Genomic DNA, 25,882 nt, shown 5'->3' on the forward strand with positions numbered 1-25,882 from the left:
CCGCGAGCTGCACGGCGAGCCCGCCGACGGCTCCCGCCGCACCCGCCACCAGCAGCTTGTCTCCCTGGCCGACCTCCAGCCAGTCCAGGGCCTGCTCGTCGCGCTGGTCGCCGCCGCGGCCCGCGCCGGGCTGGCGTCCGCCGCGGCCGGCCTCGCCCACGCCCTGGCACCCTTCCTCGTCGTACGCGGCTTCCACGAGGACGCCGTGACCATGCTGGACGCTGCCGTCGGGGCGGCCGGGGCGGCGGGCGACGACGCGGCCGAGACGCGCCTGCGGCTGGTGCGCGCCGACGCCGAGATGGACCGGGGCCGCGCCCATGCCGTGGGCGCGGAGTTCCGCGGGCTGCTGGCGCGCAGCGAGCGGGCGGGGGACCAGCACTCGGCCGCCTACGCGCTGCTGGGCGTCGCCGCCTCGCTGGTCGACGACCTGGAGGCAGCGCTGGACACCGCGGTCCGGGCGGCGGGCCGGTTCCGCGCGCTCGGCGACGCGAACGGGCTGCTGACCGCGTGGACCGAGGTCGCCGTGGTGCAGCTCTACCTGGGCCGCTACGACGAGGCCGCGGCTACCTCCCGGCGGGCGCTGGGCCTGGCCGCCGGGGAGAGCGCCGTCCACCGCGCCCGGTTCCTGCGCTCGCTGGGCGTCGCCTGCCACGAGACGGGCCGGACCGAGGAGGCCGTCGGCCACTACCGGGCGAGCCTCGACCTCAGCCGTGAGCTGCGCTGGAACAACGGCGAGCGGATCGCGCTGCGCCGGCTGGCCGAGGCCGAGGGCGCGCTGGGGCACTTCGGTTCCGCCGAGCGCATGCTCGCCGAGTGCGCCGAGATGTGCGCCCGCGCCGGTGACGAGCTGGGGGAGGCGCTGACCGCCTACACGCTGGGCGACGTGCGCCGCCGTCAGGGGGACGAGCGGGCCGCGCTGGCCCACTTCACCACCTGCCACACCGTGCTGAGCGCGCACCGCGAGCTGATCTGGTCGGCCCGCGCCCGCGAGCAGATCGCCCGCTCCCGGGCCGCGCTCGGGTTATAGTCATATCCATGACTAGTCGCCTTCATGAGTACGGCTGAGCCGTGGCGCTCCGACACGCGGTGCTGGCGGCGCTGCTCGACGGCGAATACAGCGGCTACCAGCTCACCAAGATCTTCGACATCGGCGTCTCCAACTTCTGGTACGCCGCCCCGCAGCAGCTCTACGCCGAGCTGGCCAAGCTGGAGGCCGACGGCCTGGTCACCGGCCGCGAGGTCGTCCAGACCGGCCGCCCCAACAAGCGCGTCTTCAAGGTCACCGAGGCCGGGCTCGCCGAGCTGGCCGCCTTCGCCGCCCGGCCGGCCAAGCCCCTGCTGCTCCGCGACGAGCTGGTCGTCAAGGTGCACGCCGCGGACCTGCTCGACCCGGCCCCGCTGATCGAGCAGCTCCGCGAGCGGGAGCGGGAGGCCGTGGCCAAGTTGGAGATCTTCGAGCAGCTCCTGGCCGGCCTGCGCGGCGACCTGGACGAGGAGACGTTCCTGCGCGAGGGCGAGCACATCGGCCCCTACCTGTCCGGCCTGGCCGGCTGCCGTTTCGAACGCGAGATGCGCGACTGGTGCCGCGACACCGCGCTGACCCTGGCCGCACGAGTGGAGACGCCATGACCACCTACACGCGCTACGTCGCGCTCGGCGACAGCCAGACCGAGGGGCTGGGCGACGGCGACGACGTCAACGGCCACCGGGGCTGGGCCGACCGCCTCGCCGAGCACCTGGCCGCCGCCGAACCCGGGCTCCACTACGCCAACCTCGCCGTCCGGGGCCGGCTGGCCGGGCAGATCCGCGCCGAGCAGCTTCCCGTCGCGCTGGCGCTCCGCCCCGACCTGGCCACGGTCATGGCGGGCATGAACGACCTCATCCGGCCCGGCTTCGAGGCCGGCCGGGTGGTGGCCGACCTGGAGGCGATGTTCGCCGCGCTCACCGGGGCGGGCGCGCACGTGGTCACCGTGACCTTCCCCGACATCGGCAAGATCGCGCCGATGGCCAGGCGGTTCCGGCCCCGCGTGCTCGACCTCAACGCCCGCATCCGCGAGGCCGCCGCCCGGCACGGGGTCGCGGTGGTCGACACGTTCCCGCTGGAGTTCGTCACGGACGCCCGCATGTGGTGCGTCGACCGCCTGCACGCCAGTCCGGCCGGCCACGCCCGCATCGCCGCCGCCATGGCCCACACGCTGGGGCTGCCCGGCAGCGACGACGCCTGGATGCGGCCCCTGCCCGCCCTGCCCGCGCCGGGCCCGTTGCGGGTCGCGGCGGCGGAGGCGCGCTGGCTGGCCACGTTCGCGGGCCCGTGGATCGGCCGCCGCCTGCGCGGCAGGTCCTCCGGCGACGGCCGCACCGCCAAACGCCCGGAACTCCTGCCCTGGGCGACGCCTACGCCGCCGGCTCGCCCGTCCTGACCCGCGTGCCGTCGCGCCGCCGCAGGTGGTAGGAGACGGTGGCGGTGGCCAGGGCGGCGCCCCAGACCGGCCAGAAGCACTCCGGCAGCCAGGCGCCCCACTCCTCCAGCGAGAACCGGCCCGCGACCGTCCACCGGACGTAGGACAGCCCCGCCACGGTCACGATGATCGAGACGAATCCGGCGGGGATGACCGCCAGCAGAGGCGGCACCCGCCTGCCGCGCAGCCCGGGGATCCACCTGGGGAAGACCTCCCCCCAGCGCTGGGTCAGCCCGAGCGTGAGCACGCCGCCGAGCGCGCCGAACGTCGCCAGGTAGGCTCCCGCCAGCCACAGCCCGTCCTCGCCCTCGGCCAGGAACTCCGGGCCCACGCCGAGCGGGATGCCCAGCGCCCACGCCCACCGGGTGACGCAGTACACGAGAGGCACGGCCGCGGCCACGTACACCGCCGTGCGCCCCCGCTCGGGAGTGAACCAGCGCGCCCGCCCTCGGTCACGGCCGTACGCGAGCGCCGCGGCGGCCAGCAGCAGCCCGCCGAGCACGCAGACGAGCTGGTTGAGCACCGGCCACGGCCAGGCGTCGGCGAAGGTGGCGCCGCCCAGGCTCCAGCCGAAGACGGGGGCGACCAGCAGCAGCGGCGTGTACGCGACGCCCATCATCAGCCGCGAGTCGGGGATCACCAGGACCAGGATCGCGGCGATCGGCCAGGCCAGGAGCAGCGGCGCCCGCCGATCGCCCCGGCGGGTCAGCGCCTCCGCCGTCACCGCGGTGAGCAGGGCGAACGCGGCGATCCACCACCCGAATCGCGGTGTCGTCCCGGCCAGGAGGGACAGCGCCCCGTCGGGGTCGGGGTCGGAGGCGCCCCACGGGTAGCCGGGCAGCCCGAGCGCCCACGCCGCGCCGAGCCCGCCGTAGGCGAGCGCCCACAGCGCCGTCGCATGGGCGCGCCAGGCAGGAGTGAAGGATTTCATGTGTTCAGCGTCGCGGCGCGGCGACGGCGCGGACCAGATGCCGTTCGGCACCCTCGGCCACCCGCGCCCGTGCCGAACGGCACCTGCGGCCGGGTCTCCCGGCGGCCGTATCGTCGGTGCGGTGACTCTCCTGTGGATCGCCGTGTCGGCGTCGCTGCTGCTCCCCGTGGCGCTGGTGGCGCTGTCGCGGACGCCGCTCGCCGCGCGGCTGCCGGAGCTGACGTGCGTGGCGGCGGTGGTCTCGCTGGCCGTCACGCTGGCCCAGCTGTACGGCGTCGTGCCGTCCGCGCAGCCCGCCGCCGCCCTGGGGATGGCCGAGAGCCTGGCGTTCATGGTGCTGGCCGGGCTGATCGTCCGGGACGCGCCCGCCCGCCGCGCCGCGGTGGCGGCGCCCGCGGCGGGCCTGGCCGCGGCCACCTGGCTGCTGCGCTTCCTCCAGCCGGCCTCGCCGCTGGAGGCGGTGGGCGCGTGCGCGTTCTGGGGGCTGGGCGCGCTCCTCGCCGCCGGCCTGGGCGGCTACCTGCGCCTTCTCGGCGTACGGCAGCGCCGCGCCATCGACGACACCCGCACCGCGCTCCGGCTGCGGCTGGCCGGGGACCTGCACGACTTCCTCGCCCACGACATCAGCGAGATGGTGGCCCACGCCCAGGCGGGCAGGGTGACGGGCGACCCGGCACGGGCGCTCGAACGCGTCGAGGCGGCGGGGCAGCGCGCCCTGTCGATGCTGGACCGCACGCTCGACATGCTGCACCACGACCGGCCCGCGACCTCAGCCGGCGGCCTGGAGGACATCCGCGAGGCGGCCGAGCGCTTCTCCGCCGCCGGTCCCGCCCGGGTCCGCCTGCGCATGGACCCGGCGCTCCCGGTCCCGGCCGCCAGCGCGGCGCTGGCGTACCGGATCGTGGTCGAAGGGCTCACCAACGTGCGGCGGCACGCCGCGCGGGCGGGGCGCGTCGACCTGGACGTGAGCGTGGCGGACGGGCGGCTGGAGATCACGATGACCAACGACGGCGTGACGCCGTCGCGGAGCGGGCGGACCGGCGGGGCGGGCCTGCCGGGGCTGGCCGCGCTGGTCGAGGCGCAGGGCGGCGAGCTGGTCTCGCGGGCCGTGCCGGACGGGTGGTCGCTGACCGCGTGGCTGCCGCTGTAGCCCGGACTGGCCAGAATTATGTATGTGCATGTATATTTCTGTCCAGCGGCCGAGAAACCAGCACAAGGAGGGGTCGATGACACCCGCAGCCCCCAACGCCCCAGCGGACCCGTCGGTGGCGGAGCTCGCCGCGACCTGGAACCATCTGCTGCTGCTGCACGCCCGGGTGGAGGCCAGGCTCGGCACCGCGTTGCAGCGGCGGCACGGCATCGGCCTGTCGGAGTATCGCGCGCTCGGCCACCTGGCCGCCGCGCCCGACAGCGAGCTGCGCATGCAGGAGCTCGCCGACAAGCTCGGGCTCAACCAGAGCTCCGTCACCCGGCTGGTCGCCCGGCTGAACGCGGCGGAGTTCACGTACCGGGACCTGTGCCCCGACGACAAGCGCGGCGTCTACACGGTCATCACCGAGAGCGGCCGGGTGCGTCACACCGAGGCGAGCCGTACCTACGAGGAGACGCTGAGCGCCGCGCTGGCGGAGGCCGGCGGGGCCGACCCCGGCCTGGCCTCCGCTCTCGCGTCCCTGGGCGACCTGCTCGGTCAGGGACGGTCGGGGCCGCGGTAGGGCAGGGGCCGGCTGTAGACGATGCTCGTGGTCGTGCTGCCGAGGCCGGCCAGCTCGTCCATGAGCGCCTCCAGATGGCTCATGGAGGTCGCGGCCACCTTGAGCGTGTAGCAGTCGTCGCCGGTCGTGCGCAGGCACTCCAGGATCTCGCGCCGGTCGGCGAGCAACTGGCGCAGGGGCTGGTGGCGGTTGCCCGGATACTTCAGCCGGACCAGGGCGAGCACCGGGTAGCCGACCTTGTCCAGGTCGACCGCGGCGTGATAGCCGGTGATGACGCCCTGCGCCTCAAGCTGGCGCACCCGTTCGGTGGTGGCCGACGGGCTGAGGTTGACGCGCCGGCCCAGCTCGCTCAGTGAGATGCGGGCTTCCTGCTGGAGCTGGGTGATGATCGCCCAGTCGACCTCGTCAAGCTTCGCGGCCATATGAAGAATCTATCGGTAAATTCCCGGGCTTAGGGGTGAATAGCCGGGAGAAGTCGGTTCCAATGGCGCTGGTGACCGCTATAGCCTCATTTTTATGGAACTTGGGGTGAACGTACCGAACTTCGGGCCCGGCACCGATCCGGGCGTGCTGCGCGAATGGGCGCGCATCGTGGAAGGGCTCGGCTTCGACCTCCTCATGATGTCCGACCACGTGACGATCACCCCGGACGTCGCCGTGCGCTACCCGGAGCCGTTCTACGAGCCGTTCACCACGCTGTCCTGGCTGGCCGGACTCACCACCACGGTCAAGCTGGGCACCACCGTGCTCATCCTGCCCTACCGGCATCCGCTCCTGGTGTCGCGGATGGCCACCAACCTGAACCAGCTCAGCGGGGGCAGGCTCGTGCTCGGCGTGGGCGTCGGCTGGGCGCGGCAGGAGTTCGAGGCGCTCGGCGTGCCGTTCGCCGAACGCGGCAGGCTGACCGACGACTACCTGGCCACGCTGCGCGACGCCGGGCACACCGTCTGGGTCGGCGGCAACAGCGAGGTGGGCATCCGGCGGGCCGTCAAGAACGGCTACCCCTGGCACCCGCTGCGCGGCACCCTGCCCTGGATGGCCTCGGTCGTGGCCGGGCACACCCTGCCGGGCTTCGTCCCCCGCATCGCCCTGCGGCTGACGACCACGCCCGTCGACGACCCGGAACGCCTCGCCGGCGTCGGCACGCTGGAGCAGATCCTCGACGACCTCGACCGGCTCCGGCAGCTCGGCGCCACCAGCGTCGTGCTCGACCCGTACCACGGCGACCCCGAGGAGACCCGCAGCCCGCAGCCGGCGTGGCGGGCGCTCACCGCCGTCGCCACCCACTGGAGGAACCGCACATGATCACCGCCGCCGACGAGAAGCTGCTGCGCCGCGCCATCGACCTCGCGGCCCACGCCGTCACCCTGGGCGACGCCCCGTACGGCTCCCTGCTCGCGGGGCCAGGCGGCGAGATCCTGGTCGAGGCGCACAACACCGTGCGGCGCGACAACGACATCAGCGCCCACCCGGAGCTCAAGCTCGCCCGCTGGGCGGCCCGCGAGCTCGACGCCGACACCGCCGCCCGCACCACCATGTACACGAGCTGCCAGCCCTGCGGCATGTGCACCGGCGGCATCGTCCGCTCCGGGCTGGGCCGCGTCGTCTACGCGCTGTCCACCGAACAGCTCGCCGAGCTCAACCCCGGCTCGGGCTGGCCGGAGGTCCAGCAGGACGGCCCGGCGCTGTTCGAAGCGGCCCGCGTCCCCATCGAGACGTACTACCGGCGCTAGCTGTGGGAGACTTTTCCCTCCAATAGCCACATCTGAATGGGTTCGCGCATGCGCATCGGCGTCTACCTCGCCCACCCGAGGCCCGCCAGCTTCAACGGCGCCCTCTTCGACGCCGTAGTGGACGAACTGCGCGGCCGGGGCGCCGACGTCCGCGCGCACGACCTGTACGCGGAGGGCTTCGCCCCGGCGCTGGCCGCCGCCGAGACCGAGACCGTGGCCGACGGCGCCCCGTCCGCCGACGACCTCGTCCAGGCCCACCGGACCGAGGTCGCCGAACTGGACGCCGTGGTGTTCGTACACCCCAACTGGTGGGGCATGCCGCCCGCGATACTGGCCGGATGGGTGCAGCGCGTCCTCGTCCCCGGGGTCGCCTACAAGCTCGGCACCGCCGACGGCGAACCCGCCGGGCTGCTCAAGGCCGGGCGGGCACTGGTGCTCAACACCTCCGACACCCCGGCCGACCGCGAACGCGACGAGTTCGGCGACCCGCTGGAGCGCATCTGGGCAGCCTGCGTGCTGCCCTACGTCGGCGTCGTGGACGTACGCCGCAAGGTCTTCCGCACGGTGACCGGCTCCGACGGACCGCAGCGGGACGCCTGGCTGCGCGAAGCCCGCGAGCTCGCCGCCGCCCTGCTCGACGCCCCCGCCTAGCTCACTCCACAGGGTGGAACGGCAGCCCGACCTTCTCGCCCTTCATCAGCCGCTCGATGGACTCCTCCATCATCTTGCTGTCGTTCAGGTGCGGGAACGGCTCCCCCTCGGGGACGTCCACGCCCAGGAACCGGCAGAGCGGCTCCCATCCCTCCCGCACGTCGAACACCAGCAGCCGCTCCGCCGGCAGGCTCTCCCGCACCGTGACGATGTGCCGCTCGAACGCCGCGATGGTCTCCTTCTCGTCCGGGACCACGCCGAAGGGGCTGTCACTGCCCAGCCCCTCCCGGATCATCCGCTCGAGCAGCGGGCGCGTGGTCATCATGTTCTCCACAAGACCGGCCATCTCGGGCGCCAGCTTCTCGCTCTGTAAACGCGCCGGCCCGTTGTCGATGAGCGTCCGCATGCTCGCGAACCAGGACTGCGGGTCGCGGACCGTGAGAACCACCTTGGCCTCCGGGTACGCCTCCGCCAGCTCCCTCCAGAAGAACGAGGCCGGCCAGTCCACCGACGACCGGAACCCCTCCAGCACGTACTCCCAGTCCGGGACCGTGTCGTGGCCGGCCAGAGGCGCCCACCGCTTGGCCCGGTCGGAGTTCGACCCCACGTCGAACATGTGATGGCACGGCCCGAACCCGAGCCGCTCCAGTGCCGCCTTCATCGAACTCGTACCGGTGCGCGGGAACCCCGCGCCGATCACGGTCAGCATGCTGCTTCCTCCATGAGGTGTCGGCTGGTCCCGATCATGGTGGTGCAATCCCGAACCTGGCAATCCCCCAAAAACCACCGGTTGGTCCGCTGGCCCCCGAAAGCCCTCCAATGGAGGTGCGCCTCTGTCTCGTCTCGCGCCGTTGGCGCTTTCGACTCCCTATTACCTTTCGTCCAAAAATCGTACGTATTGCTATTTAAGCATTTATGTCCGCTCGCTCACCCGGGGTCTCTGGTTGGGCATGCGGCACAGATTTATGGCACTACCAGCTCTCCATGATGTGCGGTAGCCGTACCCTGTCAGGGGACTCTTTGTCCTGGGGAAAGGGCGTAGCCCCACTGAGCCGAGGCTGACAACTGAACAAAGAGAGGTGTGCCGTATGTCCTTCGCCGAGGAAATTATGCCGATCTTCCGTGCTGCTCTGGAGGTGCTGCGCGAGGCTGAGAGCCCGATGCAACCCAGTGCTGTGCGCGAGGCGGTTTCCAGGCGCGTTGACATACCGCGCGATCAGCAGCGCCCGGATGCCCATGGCGAGATCCGCTGGTGGACTCAGGTGAGCTTTCGCACGGGCGAGGCCGCGTCCCTGGGATGGATGTCCAAGCGAAACGGCTGGTCGATCACCAGCAGCGGCATCAAGGCGCTGGAAGAGTTTCCAGGTGTCGCCGTCTACCAGGAGCTGCAACGCCAGTACCGTGAACGGCGACTCTTCAGGCCGGGAGATTTCCCGAGCGCCTTCGAGCAATACCAGCGCAATCTCGGTTACGCCCGACAACTCGTGCACGGCGGCCGCAACCTGGAAAGGCTGGGCGTCGGCGCCTTCGACGTCACCGATCTTTACCGGGCGGCCTGGACTCAGGCGGTCGCAGCCCTCGACCACTGGGTTACACAGGAGCTCATCGATCGTGCGGTGGCGCTGGCGCTACGGCCTGGTGCCCCGCGTCCGAACAATTTCAACAAGCTGTCCATGCCGGTCGAGCTGGTGGAGAAGGTGCACCGTAACGCCGAGCCGTTGGAAGACGCGTTCCGCGTTGCACTGGAGCAGTTCTTCGAGTTCAAGACGTTTCAGCACCCGGACAAGATCGCAGAGGGCTTCTCTCATGTCAGCAAGATCAAGCTGTGGAAGGTGGTCGCCGACAAGCTGACTGACCAGGACCCGAGCAAGCCCATTGCGGCCGACGAGATCCGAACGCAGCTCACGGAGATCGCCAGGCGCCGGAACAACATCGCGCACACTGCTGACCATGACCCGAACAGCCTCCACAGCAAAAAGAGAATCACCGCGTTGGAGGCCGAGCACACCATCGATGTACTCGAATCGGTGGCGATCGCGATACTCCAGGCGCTCGGTGACCTGCCTGCGACCACGGATCACAGTGTCCCCCCGGCCGAGGCCGGCTCGCTGGGAGCTGCTCCGGTCCAGGCTGATGCGAACCGCAGAGGTGTGGTCAGGGCCATGTCCAAATGGAACGAGGAGAGTCTTCTCCACGCGCTCGACGAGTACTGTCCGCCCGATGTGGCCGACACGCTTCTCGCTGTGTACCGGCACGCGGAAGGTCATCCGGCCTTCCGAGGCTACTATTTCGGGGAAGGCGTCCACCCGTCCGTCACCGCCTGGTTCAGCACCGGCCCGGACGAGGCGGCGATGTGGAGCATTTACACGGGCGTGAGCAAGTCCGTGCTGTCCATCAACTTCGAATGGATGCGCAACAGGGGCGTGTCGGTGGACCGCCTGGATCGACTCGCCCATGCCCTCTCCGTACTCCCCGGATGGGCGAGGCTGCCGGCGCAGCTCGCCGCTGCCAATTACGCGAAGAGGCCGTCCTCGATACCGGCTGCCCTGGCACGGCCGGACGCCACCGAGATCATCCTTCGAGGTCTGAACGATCTGCTGGCAGCAGACACTTCGCCCCGAGCGTGGATGGTGCGCGGAGGCCGCGACGGGGAACGTGAGGCAAGAGCGTTGGAGGAGGGTTGGATCGTCATCGGCTGGCAGGAGGTCGGCGACCTCAGCCGCTATTCAACCCGCGACGAGCTGGCCGATGCCCTGGGCAGGATCTTTCCGACGGCCACTGCTGATGGCATAGCCGCCCAGGTGGGACTGCTGTGGAGATTCGCCACGGAGATCCAACCCGGAGACCTGGTGGTCATGCCGCTCGAATCACGCCTTGGGCACATCGCCATCGGGGAAGTCACCGGGCCCTACGAGCACCTTCCGTACGAGTCCGACGACTTCCGGCAAGCACGCAAGGTCACCTGGCTTCAAAGGGATGTGCCCCTTGCGGCGGTCAAGGACGATCTGCGTGACAGCCTGAGCTCGAAGCTCACGATATGCAGGCTGGCCGACAATGAAGCCGCACGCCGGATCGCCAGGATGGCGGTCACCGCGACCGACCCTGGCATGACCGGGGAGGGCAGCATCGACGCCGATGAGTCGAGCCTGGTGCCGTACGGAGCAGCGCCCGAGCCGGCATGAGCAGCGTCGTCAGCAGGCGAGGTGCAGGCCAACTCGAGGACTGCTCCGTGGGTGTTGGCGCGGCCTCTACCAGCCACGTCAGGGTCAGCTGTTCCGTGCCTGGAGCCAGGCTTTTTCGCGCAGCAGGCGCAGGCCGTTCAGGCCGACGATGACCGTCGAGCCCTCGTGTCCGGCCACCCCGAGCGGCAGCGGCAGGTCGCCCGTGAGGTCCCAGATGACCAGGCCGGTGATGAAGGCGCCGGCGATGACCAGGTTCTGGACGATGAGGCGCCTGGCCTGGCGGGAGAGGGCCACCGCGGCGGGGATGGCGGCGAGCTCGTCCCGTACCACCACGGCGTCGGCGGTCTCCAGGGCGAGGTCCGAGCCGGCGCGGCCCATGGCGATGCCGCTGTGGGCGGCGGCCAGCGCGGGAGCGTCGTTGACGCCGTCGCCGACGACGAGCACCTTGCGGCCGGTGTCCTGCAGTTGACGTACGACGCCGACCTTGTCCTGGGGGAGCAGCCCGGCGCGTACGTCGGTGATGCCGACCTGGCCGGCCACGTGGGCGGCGGCGCGGGCGTTGTCGCCGGTGACCAGGACGGGGGCGCTGCCGGTGAGGGCGGTGAGCGAGGCGACGGTGGCGGCGGCGTCGGGCCGGAGGCGGTCGGTGATGCCGAGCAGCCCGATCGGCTCGCCGTCGCGGGTGACCAGGACGGTGGTACGGCCCTGGGCTCTCAGGTCGGCGGTGTCCGGCACGCCCGGCCCGTGCGGCAGGCGGTCGGGGCTGCCGACCGTGATCTGGGCGCCGCCGACCGTGGCGGTCACGCCGAGGCCGGGGGTGGAGGCGAAGTGCTCGGCTCTGGCCACGTCGAGGCCGCGTTCGCGGGCGGCGTCGGTGACGGCGCGGCCGAGGGGGTGTTCGCTGGGGTGTTCGGCCGCGGCGGCCAGGGCGAGCACCTCGTCGGCGGACAGGCCGGCGACCGGGCGGATGTCGGCGACCTGCGGGGCGCCTTCGGTGAGGGTGCCGGTCTTGTCCAGCGCGACGGCGTCGACCTGGCCCAGGCGTTCCATGACGACCGCGGACTTGATCAGTACGCCGTGCCGCCCGGCGTTGGCGATCGCCGACAGCAGCGGCGGCATGGTCGCCAGCACCACGGCGCACGGCGATGCGACGATCATGAACGTCATCGCGCGCAGCAGGGTCGGCTCCAGGTCGGCGCCGAACATGAGCGGCAGCGCGAACAGCGCCACCGTGGCGACGACCATGCCGATGGAGTAGCGCTGTTCGATCTTCTCGAGGAACAGCTGGGTCGGCGCCTTGGTCCTCGACGCCTCTTCCACCATGGCCACGATGCGGGCGATCACCGAGTCCGCCGGGTCCCGTTCGACCCGTACGCGCAGGGCGCCGCTGCCGTTGAGGGTGCCGGCGAACACCTCGTCCCCCGCCTGTTTGGTCACGGGCAGCGGTTCTCCGGTGATGGTGGCCTGGTCGACCTCGCCGGTCCCGCCGAGCACGCGCCCGTCGGCGCCGACGCGCTCGCCGGGCCGGACCAGGATCACGTCGCCGATCGCGAGCCGCTCGGTGGGGACGGTCTCCTCGCCGCCTTCCTCGGTGAGGCGGCTGGCCGTGGTGGGGGCCAGGTCGAGCAGGCTGCGTACGGAGTCCTCGGTGCGCTTGGTGGCGACCGCCTCCAGCGCGCCGGAGGTGGCGAAGATGACGATGAGGAGCGCGCCGTCGAAGATCTGCCCGATCGCGGCGGCGCCGATCGCCGCGGCGACCATGAGCAGGTCCACGTCCAGCCGGGGCTCGCGCAACGCCCGCAGCCCCGCCAGCCCGGGCTCCCAGCCGCCGGCGGCGTAGCAGGTCAGGTACAGGGTCCACCACAGCCACGGGGGCGCCCCGGCCAGCTGGCAGAGGCCGCCGGCGGCGAACAGCGCGACGGCGAGGGCGGCCCAGCGCACTTCCGGCAGCGTCCACATGCCGGCGCTCCACGGCGTGACGCGCCGATGCCCGGGGGCGGGGGCGGCGGCCTGGACGGCGCTCGAATCGGTAATCACCGCGCCATCGTATATGCGTATATACGCAGACAGGCAAGCAGGGCGGGCTGTGGCTAGGCTGAGACCATGCACACGTCGCTGTCCGGCTTCGACATGCCGTCCGAAGAGCAGGTGCACCTGGCGGCCGAGTCGTTCCGGCTGCTGTCGGACCCCACCCGCATCAAGATCCTGTGGGCGCTCCTCCAGGGCGAGTCGTCGGTCGCCTGCCTGGCCGAGCTCGCCGACGCCGCCCCCACCGCCGTCAGCCAGCACCTGGCCAAGCTCCGCCTGGCCGGCCTGGTCAAGGGACGCAGGGAAGGCACGTTCGTCTACTACACCGCCGCCGACGAGCACGTACGCCGCCTGCTCGCCCAGGGCCTCTATCACGCCGACCGGATCGACCGCGGCGAGGACCACGAGCTGGTACGCGAGGAGTAGCGGACCCCGGCCAGGGCGGCGGTCAGAGGGCGGCGTCGAGCAGGCAGCGGGGCGAGCCGTGCAGCTCGTCCGTGACCACTCGTCCGGCCACGCCGAACACGTCGGCCAGGAGCTCCGGCGTGATCACGTGTGCCGGCTCGCCGTCGGCGTGAACCCGGCCCTGGTGGAGCGCGACGACGCGTTCGGCGAAGCGGGCCGCATGGTCCAGCTCGTGCAGGACGGTCACGACGGTGAGCCCGCGGATCTCGCGCAGGGTGCGGACGAGTTCGAGGACCTCCAGCTGATGGCGGATGTCCAGATGGGCGGTCGGCTCGTCCAGGAGCAGGATGCCGGTGTCCTGGGCCACGGCGAGCGCCAGCCGGACGCGCTGGCGTTCGCCGCCGGACAGCGTGTCGAGGACGCGGTCGGCGAGATGGGCGACCCCGGCCAGCTCCAGCGCCTCGTCCATGGAGTCCGACTCCCGCAGCAGGCCGAGCGGCCCCTGGTGGGGGTAGCGGCCCTGGCGGACGAGCTGGCGGACGGTCAGCGCGGGCACGGGCGGCAGGCTCTGGTGCAGCACCGCGAGCCGCTGGGCCACCTGCCGGCGCGACAGCGACGTCAGCTCCGCGCCGCCGAGCAGGATGCGGCCGGACGACGGTTTGACCAGGCCCGCGATCAGGCGCAGCAGCGTGCTCTTGCCGCAGCCGTTGACGCCGACCAGGGCCACGAACTCGCCGGGCTCGACGGTGAGGTCGACGCCGGTCAGGACGGGGCGGGTGGCGTACGAGAAGTGCAGGTCCTCGACCTTGATGCTCATTGCGATCTTCCCAGTCTGATCAGGACGGCGGCGCCGGCCAGGGCGGTGATCACGCCGGTCGGGACGCCGAGCCGGTGCGTGCCGTCGAGGAGGTGCCCGGCGAGCTGGGCGAGGCTGTCGGCGCCCGCGAGGGCGACGGCGCCGACGACGGCGACGGTGGGGACGCGCCCGCCCAGCCTGCGCGCGACGTGCGGAGCGGCCAGGCCGACGAACGCGATCGCCCCCGAAAGGCTGGCCGCGCCAGCGGTCAGGGCGATGGCCACGGTGAGCGCGACGGCCCGGCCGAGGCCGGGACGCAGGCCGAGCGAGGCGGCGTGGTCGTCACCGGGTGACAGGACGGCCAGCAGGCCCGAGCAGGCCCACGCCACGGCGACGCCCCCGGCGATCCACCAGGAGGCGAAGGCCAGGTGCTCCCACACCCGTCCCTCCACCGAGCCGATCAGCCAGCGCAGCGCGTTGCCGAACCTGCTCGGCTGGTAGGCCAGCAGCATCGTGGTCAGCCCGGCCAGCAGCGCACTGCCGAGCAGGCCGTGCACCACCAGGTTGGCCGGGTCGCGGCCGGCCGACAGCAGCCAGGTGAGCCCGCCGCCCAGCGCGCCTCCGGCCAGGGCGGCGAGCAGCGCCCCCGCGGCGGAGTCGGCGGGGAACAGGCCGAGCGTGAGCCCGCCGAGGATGCCGAGCACCGCGCCGGGGTTCACGCCGGAGAACTCGGGCGCGGCCAGCGCGTTGCGCAGCGTCGCCTGGAGCACGTACCCGGCGACGCCCAGGGCGGCGCCGGTGAGCAGGGCGGTGAGCAGCCTGGGCACGCCGAGCTCCCACACGATCTTCTCGGCCTGGCTGTCGGCGGCCCCGTCGAGCAGGCCGGAGATCGCGCCGGGCGGCTGGCCGGAGACGAGCAGGTGCGTGGCCGCGACCACCAGCAGCAGGGCCGCCGCCACGGCGAACCGCGCGGGCCTCGTCGTCATGAGGCCGCCCGCCTGCGCAGCAGGGCGGCTCCGGCCAGCACGCCGGCCAGCGCCGTCCACGCCCCGAGCGGAGTCTCCACCGGGTCGAACGCCAGCCGCGCGGCCAGGTCGGCCGTCAAGGTGATCAGCGCCCCGAGCGCGGCCGACCACGGGAGCCAGCCCCGGGCTCCCGCGTGCGGGCGCAACCGCCTGGCCAGCACCGGTGCCAGGAACCCGACCCAGGCGATCGGGCCGCACGGCCCCGTCACCGCCCCGATCAGCAGGGTCGACACCGCGAGCACCCCGAGCCGGGCGAGGCCGACCCGGCTGCCGAGCGAGGCGGCCGCGTCGTCACCGAGACGCAGCAGGCCGAGCGCGGGCACGCACAGCACGACAAGGGGAAGCGCGACGGCGAACCACGGCAGCGTCTCCGAGGTCTGCTCCCACATCAGGCCGGACAGGCTGCCGACGAGATAGCGGAAGAGCATGTCGTACTGGAGCCGGTCGGCGGTGGCCATCACGGCCAGCAGCAGCGCCTGGATGCCGGTCGACACCGCCGCGCCGATCAGCAGGACGCCGCCCGCGCTGCGGCCCGACCTGGCCGCGGCCAGCGTGACGAGCCCGCCGAGCGCGGCGCCGAGCAGGCCCGCCAGCGGGTACAGCGACGGCGGCACGGGCAGCGCCCAGATCACGCACACGCTGACCGCCAGCGCGGCCCCGGTCGAGACGCCGAGCATCTCGGGCACGGCGAGCGGGTTCCGCAGCGACTCCTGGAGCAGGAGCCCGGCGGCGCCGATCGCCGCGCCGCCCACCAGGCCGATCAGCACGCGGGGCACACGCAGCTCCCAGACCACGAGGTGCGCGATCGACTCCGGGGACGTCGTGAGCAGGTCCTGCGGGGCCACGAACGGCGTGCCCAGGCAGAGGCCGGCCAGCGCCGCGACGGCGAGGCCGAGCCCGGTGACGATCGCCGGGCGTCCGCCGAGCGCAGCGCTCACCCGGCGGCCTTGGCGAGCGCCTCGTCGAGGATGATCCCGAACGCCCTGGTGCCCCGGCCGGACGCCCACAACTCGGTCGGCACCTCGAACACCCGGCCGGCCGACACGGCGGGAACGCGCTTCCACACCGGGTTGTCCTTGTAGTGGTCGCTGACCTTGGTGCCGAACGACTGGATGAAGATGACCTGAGGGGCCTTGGCCAGGATCTCCTCGATGCTGTAGGCCTGCGCGGTCTCGAAGCCGCCGCCCTTGCTGGGCCAGGGGTAGGCGAAGAACTGCGACAGGAAATGCCCCAGTACGTCCTCGGTGGTGTTGACGCCTACCGAGGTGCCCCCGTACATCGCCAGGACCGGCGTCAGGTCCAGCCCCGCCGCCTTGGCCCGGGCGGCTCCCTCGGTGAGCTTGGCGCGGAAGCGGCTCTCGGCCTCGGCCTGCTGCCGCCCGCGGTCGGTGAGCTGGGCGAGCGCGCGCAGGTAGCCGATGGAGTCGTCGTACGACTTCACCTGGACCACCCACAGCGGCGCGAACTTCTCCACGGCGGTCCTGAGCTGGTCGTGCACCCCGGCCAGGCCGATCACCAGGTCCGGCTTCGCCTCGGCGATCTTCGCGACGTCCTCGCCGCCGAAGCTGCCGGGGATGACGGGGACGCCGGCGCCCTTCGCGCCCAGGTAGTCAGAGCGGGAGAGCAGGGCGGGCGTGGTCGTGGCCACGGGGGTCAGGCCCAGCTCGACCAGGGCGTCGTCGCACAGCCCGGTCAGGCACACGACGCGCTCGGGCTTCTTCTTCAGCGTGAACGTCCCGCCGTGCGGGTCGGTGACGGTCAGGGCGGCGCTGACCGGGGCGACCGGGGCGGCGGCGGTGGCCTTGGGGGACGCCGTGGCGCCTGGACGGGGGTCGCTCTGACCGCAGGACGCCACCAGGACGAGCGGGATCAGGGCGAGGAGTGAGCGCCTCAGCGCGGGCCGGGCGCGATGCCGGCCGAGGGAGAAAGCGCCGCGGCGCATGGAACCTCCAGGAGTGAAAATCATTGTCGTCTCTAGACGATGAAAATAGTTATCATTTACGCTCGCTTCCCATCAAGTCGGCACAACGTGCCTCAAGGGACCCGGAAGGACAGCGCGTGATCGTTCATCGCCGGCTGCTGCAGCTGGCCGGCAGCGTGAGAGGGCCGATCGCGGCCTGCGTGGCCCTCGGTCTGGCGGTCAGCGCCGCGTACGTGACCCAGGCGGTCCTGCTCACCGCCGCTCTGGCAGCCCTCGTCCGCGGGGACGTCCCGGCCGCGGTGGGCCTGCTGGCCTGGACCTTCGCGGTGATCGCGGCGCGGGCGGCACTCCTGTGGGCCAGGGAGGCGGTGACCGTGTGGGCGGGCGGGCTGATCAAGGCCAGGCTGCGCGACCGGCTCATCGTCCACCTGGGCAGGCTGGGTCCCGCGCACCTGTCCGGCGCCCGCACCGGGAACGTGCAGACCACGCTGGTCGACGGCGTGGAAGGGCTCGACCCGTACTTCAGCCGCTACCTTCCGCAGGTCGTGGTCACCTTCTGCGTGCCGGTGGCGCTGGTCGGCTGGCTGTTCACGGTCGACGCGGCAGCCGCCGCGGTCCTGGCCGTCGCCGTGGCCGGGGTCCTGGTCGTGCCCAGGTTCTGGGACGCGACCCTGCTGCGCCGGGGGCGTGGCCGGTGGGCCGCGTTCGCCGCGCTGGCCTCGGACTACCTGGAGGCGATGCAGGGCATGGCGACGCTGCGGGCGTTCGGGGCGGTCGCCGCCCTGGGGGCGCGGCTGGCCGGGCGGGCCCACGACCTCTACCTGACCACCATGCGCCAGCTCAGGATCTCCCTCGTGGAGACCGGGATCAGCGCGTTCTTCGTGCAGGCGGGCACGGCTGCGGCCGTCCTCGCCGCGACGGCCTCGGGCAGCGCGTGGGAGGTGTTCGCGGTGCTGGTGATCGCCGTCGAGTGCTTTCGGCCGGTGAGGAACCTCTCCGACGCCTGGCACGCCGGATATCTCGGGATAACGGCGGTCGACGGCATCGAGGCGCTGCTGGCCGCCTCCCCGGCCGTCGAGGACCGGGGGACGCGGCGGGACTTCCCCGCGCCGCCCGCCGTCACGTTCGAGGACGTCAGCTTCACCTATCCGGGCGCCAGACGCCCCGCCCTCCGTGGCGTCGGCCTCACCGTCGAGCCCGGCCGCACCGTCGCCCTGGTCGGCCCGTCCGGCGCGGGCAAGAGCACGCTGGCCGCCCTGCTCCAGCGGCACCACGACCCCGACCAGGGGCGGATCAGCATCGGCGGGGTCGACATACGCGACCTCACCCTCGACGCGCTGCGCCGCGGCGTCGCCGTCGTGGCGCAGGAAACGTACCTCTTCCACGGCACCGTGGCCGAGAACCTGCGCCTGGCCAGGCCCGACGCCACCGACGAGGAACTGGTCGCCGCCGCCAGGACGGCCGCCGCCCACGACTTCATCACCGAACTGCCCGCCGGTTACGACACGCCGCTGGGGGAGCGCGGGGCGACGCTGTCGGGCGGGCAGCGGCAGCGCCTGGCCATCGCGCGGGCCCTGCTGGCCGACGCCCCGGTCCTGGTGCTCGACGAGGCCACCTCACACGTGGACGCGCGTACCGAGCAGGCCCTGGCGCAGGTGCGCGAGGGCCGCACCTGCCTGATGATCGCCCACCGTCCCGACACCATCCGGCAGGCCGACCACGTGGTCACCCTGGAGAACGGCACCATCCTGGAGAGCGTGGTATGACCCCGTCCATCCGCTGGCTCGCCGGCGCCGTCGGCGCGCACCGCCGGGCCTTCCTCTCCACCCTGGCCGCGAACCTGATCGGGCAGCTCGCCGTGCTCGGCGCGGCCGTGACCGGCGCCTGGCTGGCCGGCCGGGCGATCTCCGGTCAGAGCGCGCCCCTCGACCTGGCCGGCGCCGTGCTCGGCGGGCTCGTCGTGGTCGCCACGCTGGCCGCCTGGTGGGAGACCTACGTCGCGCACGACCTGGCGTACCTGGTGCTGGCCAGGCTCCGGGGTCAGGTGTACGACGCGGTCGCCAGGATCACCCCCGCCCGCCTGCTGGGCCGCCGCAGCGGCGACCTGTCCTCCGCCGCGCTGTCGGACATCGAGACCCTGGAATGGCTGTTCGCGCACACCCTGGCGCAGCTCATCACGGCGGGCACGGTGCTGACGGCCGGGACCGTGGCCGCGGCGATGATCGACCCCCTGCTCCTGGCCGTCTCGCTCCCGCTGGCCGCGTGCGTGCTCGCCGTGCCGCTGTGGCTGCGCAAGACCTCCCGCAGGCACGGCGACGAACTGCGGGCAGCCACCGCCGAGCTGACGTCCGACGTGGTCGACACCGTCCAGGGCATGCGCGAGCTCACCGCCTTCCGCGCGCTCGACCGCCGCAGGGACCTGCTGGCCCGCAGGACCCGCCGGCTGGCCCGCGCCCAGGCGGCGAACGCGGCCCGCGGCGGGCTGGAGGCGGCGCTCACCGACCTGCTCCTCGCCGTCGCGGCGGCGGGGACGCTGCTCCTGGTCGTCACCGTCATCCGGACCCCCGCCGACGCCCCGCTCGCCATGATCCTCGCCGCCAGCTCGCTGGGCCCGGCCGCCCAGGTGGCGCTGCTGCTCAAGGAGTACGGCACGCTGCGCGCGGCCGCCGACCGGGTGCACACGCTGGTCACCGCACCCGCCAACGTGCCCCCGCCGCAGGAGCCGCGCGAGGTCGCCGCCCGGCCGGACGTGGTCTTCGAGAACGTACGGTTCCGCTACACGCCCGACGGGCCCGACGTGCTGCGCGGAGTGTCGTTCCGCATCCCGTACGGCACGACCGTCGCCCTGGTCGGCGCGTCGGGGGCGGGCAAGTCCACCTGCGTGTCACTGCTGCTGCGCCACTGGGACCCGGACGACGGGCGCATCCTGGTCGGCGGCGTGCCCCTGCCGAACATCGCCGAGCCGCACCGGCACGTCACGGTGGTGCCCCAGGACGTGCACCTGTTCGCCGGCACGGTCGGGCAGAACGTGCGACTCGGCGCGCCCGACGCCGACGTGGCCGGGGCGCTGCGCACCGCCCAGCTTGCCGTCGACCCGGAGCTTCCCGTCGGGGAACGGGGCGTCACGCTCTCCGGCGGCCAGCGCGCCCGGGTGGCGGTCGCCCGGGCGCTGGCCACGCGGGCCCCGGTGCTCGTCCTGGACGAGGCGGTGGCCAACCTCGACCCGGAGAACGAGGCCCGCCTCACCGAGGCGCTCCGGCGAGCCGCCGCGGGCCGGGCCACGCTCGTCATCGCCCACCGGCTCTCCACCATCCGGGAAGCCGACCACATCGTGCTGCTGGAGGAGGGACGCGTCGCCGCCGAAGGCCCCTACGACCAGCTCAGCGAGAGGCTGTCCCAGCTGTTCGCCCGATAGCCGTGGAAGAAGAAACGACCTTCGAAGGAACAGGGGAGGAAAGCGAATCGATTTCTCATCTTGCGAGGGTCAATGACGTCAGGCAAGAAACTCGTGGCAGCGGTCCTGGCAGGCACGCTGAGCGCGGGCGCGACACCGGCGGCCGCCGCGGCCGGGCATGCGAGCTTGGACGCGGCGGGCAGCGTGACGCTGCTGACCGGCGACCGGGTCGTGGTCACGGGCAAGAGGTTCCGGGTGGAGCCGGGCGCGGAGCGGGAGGTGCACTTCACGTCCGGGTACCGCGACGGGCACCTGTACGTGATCCCGTCCGACGCCGCGCCCCTGATCGACCAGGGGGTGCTGGACGAGCGGCTGTTCGACGTGACCCAGCTGCTCGCCTGGCGCTACGGCGACGCGGACACGGCCGACATCCCGCTGATCACCCGGTCGCCGGAGGGAACGGCGCCCGCGTTGAAGGGCGCCGCGGCGACCCGGCGGCTGAACAGCCTGGGCATGACGGCGCAGCGGGTGGCCAAGAAGAGCGCCGCCGAGGCGTGGCGGGGCCTGCTCGCCGGGGCGTCCACCCTGGCCGAGGGCAAGAGCAGGATCTGGGTCGACGGCCGGCGCTCGTACACCCTGGACCGCAGCACCGAGCAGATCGGCGCGACCGAGGCGTGGCGGCAGGGCCTGACCGGGCAGGGCGTCACGGTCGCCGTGCTCGACAGCGGGTACGACCCCACGCATCCGGACCTGAAGGACGCGGTCACCCAGTCACGGAACTTCTCCGACGAGCCCGGCATCGAGGACCGTCTCGGACACGGCACCCACGTCGCCTCGATCATCGCCGGAGCAGGGGAGAAGTACCGAGGCGTGGCGCCGGGCGCCCGCATCGCCCTCGGCAAGGTGGGCGGAGCCGCCGGGCTCGCCGACTCCGCGATCCTGGCCGGGATGGAGTGGGCCGCCACGGAGGTCAAGGCCAAGGTCGTCAACATGAGCTTCGGCAGCCCCGACGAACCCGGCCTCGACCCGGTCGAGGAGGCGGTGAACACGCTGTCGCGCGACACGGGCACCCTGTTCGTGGTGGCCTCGGGCAACGAGGGTGGCCAGGGCGTCGGCGCTCTCTACTCCCCCGGCAGCGCGGACGCCGCGCTGACCGTCGGCGCGGTCGACCACGCCGACCAGGTGGCCGACTTCTCCAGCACGGGCCCGCGCGTCGGCGACCACGCGGTCAAGCCGGACGTCACCGCCCCCGGCGTGGACATCGTGGCCGCCGCCACGGGCACCGCCGACGGGACCCATGTGGCCAAGAGCGGCACGTCGATGGCCACCCCGCACGTGGTGGGCGCGGCGGCCGTCCTCGCCCAGCGCCACCCCGGCTGGAGCGGGCAGCGGCTCAAGGCGGCGCTCGTCGGCAGCGCCAGGCCGACCGGCGGCGCCACGCCGTACCAGCAGGGCACCGGGCGGGTGGACGTGCCCCGCTCGCTGGCCCAGGAGGTGCTCGCCACGCCCACCGGCGTGTGGGCCGTGTTCCCCTGGCAGCACCCGGGCGAGCGGCAGGCCACCGGGAAGATCACGTACGCCAACACCGGGAGCACGCCCGTCACCCTGGACCTCGCGGCCGACTCGGACGTGCTCACGCTGTCGCCGCAGCGCCTGGAGGTGCCCGCGGGCGGGGAGGCGTCGGTCACGGTGACGATCGACGCCGGGGGCAGGAGCCCCGGCGACCATCCGGGCATCGTCACCGCCACGGCCGGTGACACGGTGATCCGCACCCCGGCCGGCGCCTACGTGGAGCCGGAGTCCTACGACGCCACGGTGACCGTCCTGGGCAGGGACGGGGCCGCCGCCGACGGGAGCCGGGGAGTCGTCTACGACCAGAAGACCGGCGCGCAGCGCAGCCTCGTCTTCCACGGGAACGTGGCCAGGATCAGGCTGCCGAAGGGACGCTGGAACGTCTCCATCACCGTCTTCGGCAGGGCGGAACGCAGCCTGACGTTCGCGCACCAGCCGTTCGAGATCGACGACGCCGACGTGTCGCTGACGATCGACGGCCGCCAGGCGAAGCGGTTCGCGTTCACGGTCGACGACCCCACCGCCGTCCCCGACCCCACGTTCGGCCTCTCCCTGGTCAACGGCCCGTGGAAGGCCGCGATGTCCGCCTACAACTACGCCGGCGGCTACTACGTCGTCCCGGTGCGGCAGCCGGGCCTCGCCTACCTGGCGCATGTCGCCTGGGTCAAGAAGGACACGGCGTTCAGCCCGTACCGCTATGACCTCGTGGACCACCGTACGGACGGCTTCCCTGACGACCCCGGGTACGCCGCGCGGACCCGGGACATGGTCAAGGCGACCGAGACGTTCCGCTCGGCCGCGCCGGGCGCCACGGGCGCGCTGCACTCGGGGCCGGTGCTGCCCGGCAGCGACGTCGGGGGAGGGGCGAGCACGTGGGACATCCCGCAACCGGGCAGCCGGACGCGGTACCTGACCCCGGGGTTCGCGTGGAACGAGGAGTTCAGCACGGGCACTCTGACGGAGGTCGGCACCGGCCCGGTGCGTGACAAGGACTTCACCCAGGTCTGGAACGCCGCGGTGACCGGCCCGTCGTTCGCCTCGCCGGGCAGCAGCCGTACCGGCGACACGCTGGACTTCCCCGCCGTCGGCCTGTACAGCAGCGGAGCCGCCGGCCGTACCGGCATGGACGCGGCCGCGACCGGCGCCCTCACCCTGACCGCGAACGGGAAGCGGATCGCCACGACCGGCATCACCGGCTGCCTCCCCTACCGGAGCGAGGAATGCACGCTTACGGCCACGGTGCCTGAGGCGGACACCGCCTACACGCTGACCGCCTCCTCCCGGCGGCCGGAAGCGGCGCTGTCCACGGGCGTCGAGGCCGTCTGGACCTTCCGCTCCGCCCGGACGACCGAGCCCGAGCCCCTGCCGCTGATGGCCGTGCGCTACGCGCCGCAGGGCCTCGACGACGCCAACCGCGCCGAGCCGGGGTCACGGACCACCCTGCCGATCCGGGTCGAGCGGGCCCCCGGCGCCCGAGGGGCGGCCGTCTCGTCCGTCAGGCTGGAGGCGTCCGCCGACGACGGGAAGACGTGGCGACCGGCGCCCGTCCGGGCGACCCGGTCGGGCTGGACGGCCCGGCTGTCCAACCCCGCGACCCCCGGGCATGTCTCACTGCGCGCGACGGTCAAGGATCGGGCGGGCAACGCCGTCACCCAGACCGTGATCCGCGCCTACGCCGTCGGCTGACGACCCCCTTTCAGCCCTGTCAGCCCTTCCGCACCGGAGGCAGCTCGTCCGTCCACCCGGTGGACACCGAGATGAACCCGGAGCTGAACGAGAGGTCGCCGTCGTCGACGATGACCAGGTTGGCACGGACCACCCGGGCCTTCCCGGGATCGATGACCAGCTCGATGTCCGTGCCGCCGTCGGGGCTGGGGAAACGCACCCGCTGCCCGTCCTCGGCCGGGCCCGCGTTCTCCACCCCCGGCGTCGCGGCGAGCGCGCGGAACGCCGCCGAGCGGACCTCCGCGGGCGCCGGGAGGCCCGTGATCAGCGCGAGCAGGGTGAAGGTGGGATCGCCCCGGACCTCGGAGCCGAACATGTCCTTCTCGTCGCCCGTGCGCGCGGCGATCCACGCCTTCAGCGGCTCCGGGTCCGTCGGCAGCCTTTCGAGCTCCTCGAAGCCGATCTCGGCGCCCTTGAGCCGGAGCGTCTTCCAGGCCGGCGCCGGGACGACGGCGTCGGGCGGATCCCCCGGAACCCCCCTGGTCCAGCGCTTGCCGTCACGCCTGGTCCAGGTCTCCATCGGCGGGATGTCCGACCGGAGCCGCTGATGCCTGACGTGCCAGTACGTCCCCGAACCCTGGGGCGTGCGTTCCGCCGTGGCGGCGGCCATGAGCAGCACCTCCCTGCCCGTGACCGGCGCGCCGTCGTTCGCGGGCGCTCCCGCCGCGAACACCACCGCCGCCGTGGCGCCGGCGGCGACCAGCGCGATCCCCGGGACGAACCACCCGGCCCGCCGGCGCATCCGGCTCGTCCGCGCCCTGCGCCGCAGGCGCTCCCGCCCGCGCGCGACCGCCGCCGCGGACGGCTCCGGCCCGCTCAGCAGGGCGGCGATCTCGTCAAGGTCGTTCATGGGTGGTCTCCTTGTCGGTGAGGGCCTGGATCTTGGCGCGGGCCCGGCTGAGCCGTGAGCCCACCGTGCCGAGGGAAATGCCGAGCGCCTGGGCGATCTCGGTGTAGCTGAGCTGGCCGAGAGCGAGGAGCAGCAGCACGTCACGCTCGCCGCCGTTCAGCGAGGCGAGCGCCACGGCCAGGTACGGCTGCGCGGTCACGGCGGCGACGACCCGGTTCTCGTGCCCCTCCACGACCGGCGCGGGATCCAGCCGGGCCAGCGCCTTGTAGCGCCGGGCCTCCTTGTGGCGATGCCGGGCCACCAGGTTCGTGGCGAAGCCGAACAGCCAGGGCCGCAGGCCGCCTCGCTCCAGGTTGAACCGGTCACGCCGGTCGAACGCCAGCAGAAACGTCTCCGCCGTGATGTCCTCGGCCGCCTGGCTGCCCAGGCGGCCCGTTACGTAGCGGTAGATGTCGTGGAAATACCGGTCATATACGGCGGTGAACAGCTCAGGGTTCCGCCGGTAGCCGGCGACGAGATCGGCATCGGTCACCTGCTCGCCCACATCGGCGGTCATGTGGCCGTCTCTGTCATGAGTGTGCCTTCCGGATGGAGAACGCTACTTTCATCCACCCTTCACGGCACCCGCGCCTTTTCTTCCCGCGACGGCTTCTTCCCTCGGCCGCTTCTTCCCTCGGCCGCTTCTTCCCTCGGCCGCTTCTTCCCTCGGCCGCGCCGCGGGCGGCCGGCGGTGGGCCGTTCGTTTGAACCGGGGCGGCCGGTGCAGAAGACACGTCACATCACGAGGAGGCGCGTTCGATTGACCGGACAGGACGTCAGGCCCACGCTGTGCCAGGTGGTGCTCGACTGCACCGACGCCAGAGCCCTGGCCGAGTTCTACCGACACCTGCTCGGTCTGGTCTACCGGCCGGGCGACGAGCCGCCCGAGGCGGGCGGCGACGACGAACGGGGCCGCGACTGGCTAGTGCTGCGAACCCCCGAGGGCGCTCCGCAACTCGCCTTCCAGCAGGTCGAGCGACTCCCCGAGCCGACCTGGCCCCAGGACGGGATCCCCCAGCAGCTGCACCTGGACCTGACCGTGACCTCGGTGGAGGACCTGCTGGCCCAGCACGAACGCGTCCTGCGCCTCGGCGGCCGGCTGCTGCTGGACCGCGCCGACGACCCCGAGGAGCCACTCCACGTGTACGCCGACCCGGCCGGCCACCCGTTCTGCGTCTTCGTCTCACACCACGCCGCTCGCACGAGCCCGGAGGAACGAGACCGAGCCCGGCCTGCGCCCGAGCTGTGAACCGGCCCGTAAACGCAGTGATCGCCCAAGCTGAGCTCGGGCGATCATGTACGAAGGTGTGTGTCCGAGGGGGGACACGGCCGATACGTACATGCCCTTCAGCGCCTCCACCACTCTCGTTCTCCCTGATCGGACGGGGTGAACAGCGATGGCGGCAAGCACTCTCGCGGTTCGTCGCATTCAGCGGACGACCATCGCCGGCGTTGCCTT

24 protein-coding genes are annotated in these 25,882 nt (G+C 72.8%); 14 read left to right on the forward strand and 10 right to left on the reverse strand.

From position 1 onward, the window contains the following. The 3 genes from AB0J53_RS11165 to AB0J53_RS11175 form a co-directional block, all read left to right on the forward strand. Positions 1-1,027, forward strand: a 1,027-nt coding sequence (locus AB0J53_RS11165) for a tetratricopeptide repeat protein (RefSeq protein WP_364171060.1), incomplete at its 5' end; no start/stop codon positions are given. A 41-nt stretch (positions 1,028-1,068) separates the two neighbouring features. Beyond that, on the forward strand, positions 1,069-1,629 hold the full coding sequence (locus tag AB0J53_RS11170; protein WP_357582995.1) for a PadR family transcriptional regulator: 561 nt from the start codon (positions 1,069-1,071) through the stop codon (positions 1,627-1,629). Then, positions 1,626-2,420 carry an SGNH/GDSL hydrolase family protein gene (locus AB0J53_RS11175; RefSeq protein ID WP_219504166.1) on the forward strand — a complete coding sequence of 265 codons (795 nt, stop codon included), beginning with the start codon at positions 1,626-1,628 and terminating at the stop codon, positions 2,418-2,420. Before AB0J53_RS11170 ends, AB0J53_RS11175 begins: the two co-directional genes overlap by 4 nt. On the opposite strand, the gene AB0J53_RS11180 is transcribed toward AB0J53_RS11175, so the two are convergent. Continuing rightward, on the reverse strand, positions 2,395-3,390 hold the full coding sequence (locus tag AB0J53_RS11180; RefSeq protein WP_364171063.1) for a hypothetical protein: 996 nt from the start codon (positions 3,388-3,390) through the stop codon (positions 2,395-2,397). The two genes, AB0J53_RS11175 and AB0J53_RS11180, sit on opposite strands and share 26 nt — an antisense overlap. 121 nt (positions 3,391-3,511) lie before the next feature. Between AB0J53_RS11180 and AB0J53_RS11185 the strand changes: the two genes are divergently transcribed. Further along, positions 3,512-4,540, forward strand: coding sequence for a histidine kinase (locus AB0J53_RS11185; protein ID WP_364171065.1), 1,029 nt, complete (start codon positions 3,512-3,514; stop codon positions 4,538-4,540). 76 nt (positions 4,541-4,616) lie between these two features. Then, positions 4,617-5,102 carry a MarR family transcriptional regulator gene (locus tag AB0J53_RS11190; RefSeq protein WP_364171067.1) on the forward strand — a complete coding sequence of 162 codons (486 nt, stop codon included), beginning with the start codon at positions 4,617-4,619 and terminating at the stop codon, positions 5,100-5,102. On the opposite strand, the gene AB0J53_RS11195 is transcribed toward AB0J53_RS11190, so the two are convergent. After that, a complete protein-coding gene (locus AB0J53_RS11195; RefSeq protein ID WP_219504158.1) occupies positions 5,078-5,524 on the reverse strand; it encodes an Lrp/AsnC family transcriptional regulator in 447 nt (148 codons plus the stop codon). The genes AB0J53_RS11190 and AB0J53_RS11195 overlap by 25 nt on opposite strands. A 106-nt stretch (positions 5,525-5,630) precedes the next feature. Between AB0J53_RS11195 and AB0J53_RS11200 the strand changes: the two genes are divergently transcribed. From AB0J53_RS11200 to AB0J53_RS11210, 3 genes are read left to right on the forward strand one after another with little or no spacing between them, the layout of a single operon-like run. Continuing rightward, positions 5,631-6,407 carry an LLM class flavin-dependent oxidoreductase gene (locus tag AB0J53_RS11200; RefSeq protein WP_364171070.1) on the forward strand — a complete coding sequence of 259 codons (777 nt, stop codon included), beginning with the start codon at positions 5,631-5,633 and terminating at the stop codon, positions 6,405-6,407. Beyond that, entirely contained in the window at positions 6,404-6,835 is a 432-nt protein-coding gene (locus AB0J53_RS11205) for a nucleoside deaminase (protein WP_364171072.1), read from the forward strand. The genes AB0J53_RS11200 and AB0J53_RS11205 overlap by 4 nt, the downstream gene beginning before the upstream one ends. A 36-nt stretch (positions 6,836-6,871) precedes the next feature. Then, positions 6,872-7,486: an NAD(P)H-dependent oxidoreductase gene (locus AB0J53_RS11210; RefSeq protein WP_364171074.1), complete on the forward strand. Its 615-nt coding sequence runs from the start codon at positions 6,872-6,874 to the stop codon at positions 7,484-7,486. A 1-nt stretch (position 7,487) separates the two neighbouring features. Here the strand turns inward: AB0J53_RS11210 and AB0J53_RS11215 are convergent, their stop codons facing one another. Next, positions 7,488-8,195 (reverse strand): sulfotransferase family protein, encoded by a 708-nt coding sequence (locus AB0J53_RS11215; protein ID WP_364171076.1) that lies wholly within the window; start codon positions 8,193-8,195, stop codon positions 7,488-7,490. Between the two features lie 379 nt (positions 8,196-8,574). Between AB0J53_RS11215 and AB0J53_RS11220 the strand changes: the two genes are divergently transcribed. After that, positions 8,575-10,668: a hypothetical protein gene (locus tag AB0J53_RS11220; RefSeq protein WP_364171078.1), complete on the forward strand. Its 2,094-nt coding sequence runs from the start codon at positions 8,575-8,577 to the stop codon at positions 10,666-10,668. An 84-nt stretch (positions 10,669-10,752) separates the two neighbouring features. On the opposite strand, the gene AB0J53_RS11225 is transcribed toward AB0J53_RS11220, so the two are convergent. Continuing rightward, positions 10,753-12,627: a heavy metal translocating P-type ATPase gene (locus AB0J53_RS11225; protein WP_364171975.1), complete on the reverse strand. Its 1,875-nt coding sequence runs from the start codon at positions 12,625-12,627 to the stop codon at positions 10,753-10,755. Positions 12,628-12,771: 144 nt separating this feature from the next. Here AB0J53_RS11225 and AB0J53_RS11230 point away from each other — a divergent pair, with 144 nt between their 5' ends. Continuing rightward, complete coding sequence (locus AB0J53_RS11230) at positions 12,772-13,122, forward strand: metalloregulator ArsR/SmtB family transcription factor (RefSeq protein WP_219504152.1); 351 nt, start codon at positions 12,772-12,774, stop codon at positions 13,120-13,122. A 22-nt stretch (positions 13,123-13,144) separates the two neighbouring features. Here the strand turns inward: AB0J53_RS11230 and AB0J53_RS11235 are convergent, their stop codons facing one another. The 4 genes from AB0J53_RS11235 to AB0J53_RS11250 are packed head-to-tail and all read right to left on the reverse strand — an operon-like array spanning position 13,145 to position 16,864. Further along, positions 13,145-13,918: an ABC transporter ATP-binding protein gene (locus AB0J53_RS11235; RefSeq protein WP_364171080.1), complete on the reverse strand. Its 774-nt coding sequence runs from the start codon at positions 13,916-13,918 to the stop codon at positions 13,145-13,147. Then, on the reverse strand, positions 13,915-14,883 hold the full coding sequence (locus AB0J53_RS11240; RefSeq protein ID WP_364171082.1) for an iron chelate uptake ABC transporter family permease subunit: 969 nt from the start codon (positions 14,881-14,883) through the stop codon (positions 13,915-13,917). The genes AB0J53_RS11235 and AB0J53_RS11240 overlap by 4 nt, the downstream gene beginning before the upstream one ends. Continuing rightward, positions 14,880-15,860 carry an iron ABC transporter permease gene (locus AB0J53_RS11245; RefSeq protein ID WP_219504144.1) on the reverse strand — a complete coding sequence of 327 codons (981 nt, stop codon included), beginning with the start codon at positions 15,858-15,860 and terminating at the stop codon, positions 14,880-14,882. The genes AB0J53_RS11240 and AB0J53_RS11245 overlap by 4 nt, the downstream gene beginning before the upstream one ends. Next, positions 15,857-16,864, reverse strand: coding sequence for an ABC transporter substrate-binding protein (locus tag AB0J53_RS11250; protein ID WP_364171084.1), 1,008 nt, complete (start codon positions 16,862-16,864; stop codon positions 15,857-15,859). The genes AB0J53_RS11245 and AB0J53_RS11250 overlap by 4 nt, the downstream gene beginning before the upstream one ends. A 116-nt stretch (positions 16,865-16,980) precedes the next feature. Here AB0J53_RS11250 and AB0J53_RS11255 point away from each other — a divergent pair, with 116 nt between their 5' ends. From AB0J53_RS11255 to AB0J53_RS11265, 3 genes are all read left to right on the forward strand, one after another. Further along, positions 16,981-18,609 carry an ABC transporter ATP-binding protein gene (locus tag AB0J53_RS11255; protein WP_364171086.1) on the forward strand — a complete coding sequence of 543 codons (1,629 nt, stop codon included), beginning with the start codon at positions 16,981-16,983 and terminating at the stop codon, positions 18,607-18,609. Continuing rightward, positions 18,606-20,258 carry an ABC transporter ATP-binding protein gene (locus tag AB0J53_RS11260; RefSeq protein ID WP_364171088.1) on the forward strand — a complete coding sequence of 551 codons (1,653 nt, stop codon included), beginning with the start codon at positions 18,606-18,608 and terminating at the stop codon, positions 20,256-20,258. The genes AB0J53_RS11255 and AB0J53_RS11260 overlap by 4 nt, the downstream gene beginning before the upstream one ends. Positions 20,259-20,351: 93 nt before the next feature. Next, entirely contained in the window at positions 20,352-23,495 is a 3,144-nt protein-coding gene (locus AB0J53_RS11265) for a S8 family serine peptidase (protein ID WP_364171090.1), read from the forward strand. Between the two features lie 19 nt (positions 23,496-23,514). Here the strand turns inward: AB0J53_RS11265 and AB0J53_RS11270 are convergent, their stop codons facing one another. Further along, positions 23,515-24,384: a CU044_5270 family protein gene (locus tag AB0J53_RS11270; RefSeq protein ID WP_364171092.1), complete on the reverse strand. Its 870-nt coding sequence runs from the start codon at positions 24,382-24,384 to the stop codon at positions 23,515-23,517. Beyond that, positions 24,371-24,940: an RNA polymerase sigma factor gene (locus tag AB0J53_RS11275; protein ID WP_219504127.1), complete on the reverse strand. Its 570-nt coding sequence runs from the start codon at positions 24,938-24,940 to the stop codon at positions 24,371-24,373. Before AB0J53_RS11275 ends, AB0J53_RS11270 begins: the two co-directional genes overlap by 14 nt. Before the next feature lie 243 nt (positions 24,941-25,183). Here AB0J53_RS11275 and AB0J53_RS11280 point away from each other — a divergent pair, with 243 nt between their 5' ends. Beyond that, the gene (locus AB0J53_RS11280) at positions 25,184-25,672 is read left to right on the forward strand and encodes a VOC family protein (RefSeq protein ID WP_364171094.1); all 489 of its coding nucleotides are present in this window, start codon (positions 25,184-25,186) and stop codon (positions 25,670-25,672) included. Positions 25,673-25,882: the final 210 nt, after the last annotated feature.

This window comes from Nonomuraea sp. NPDC049725 (assembly GCF_040674795.1).
Classification (GTDB): Bacteria; Actinomycetota; Actinomycetes; order Streptosporangiales; family Streptosporangiaceae; genus Nonomuraea; species Nonomuraea ceibae.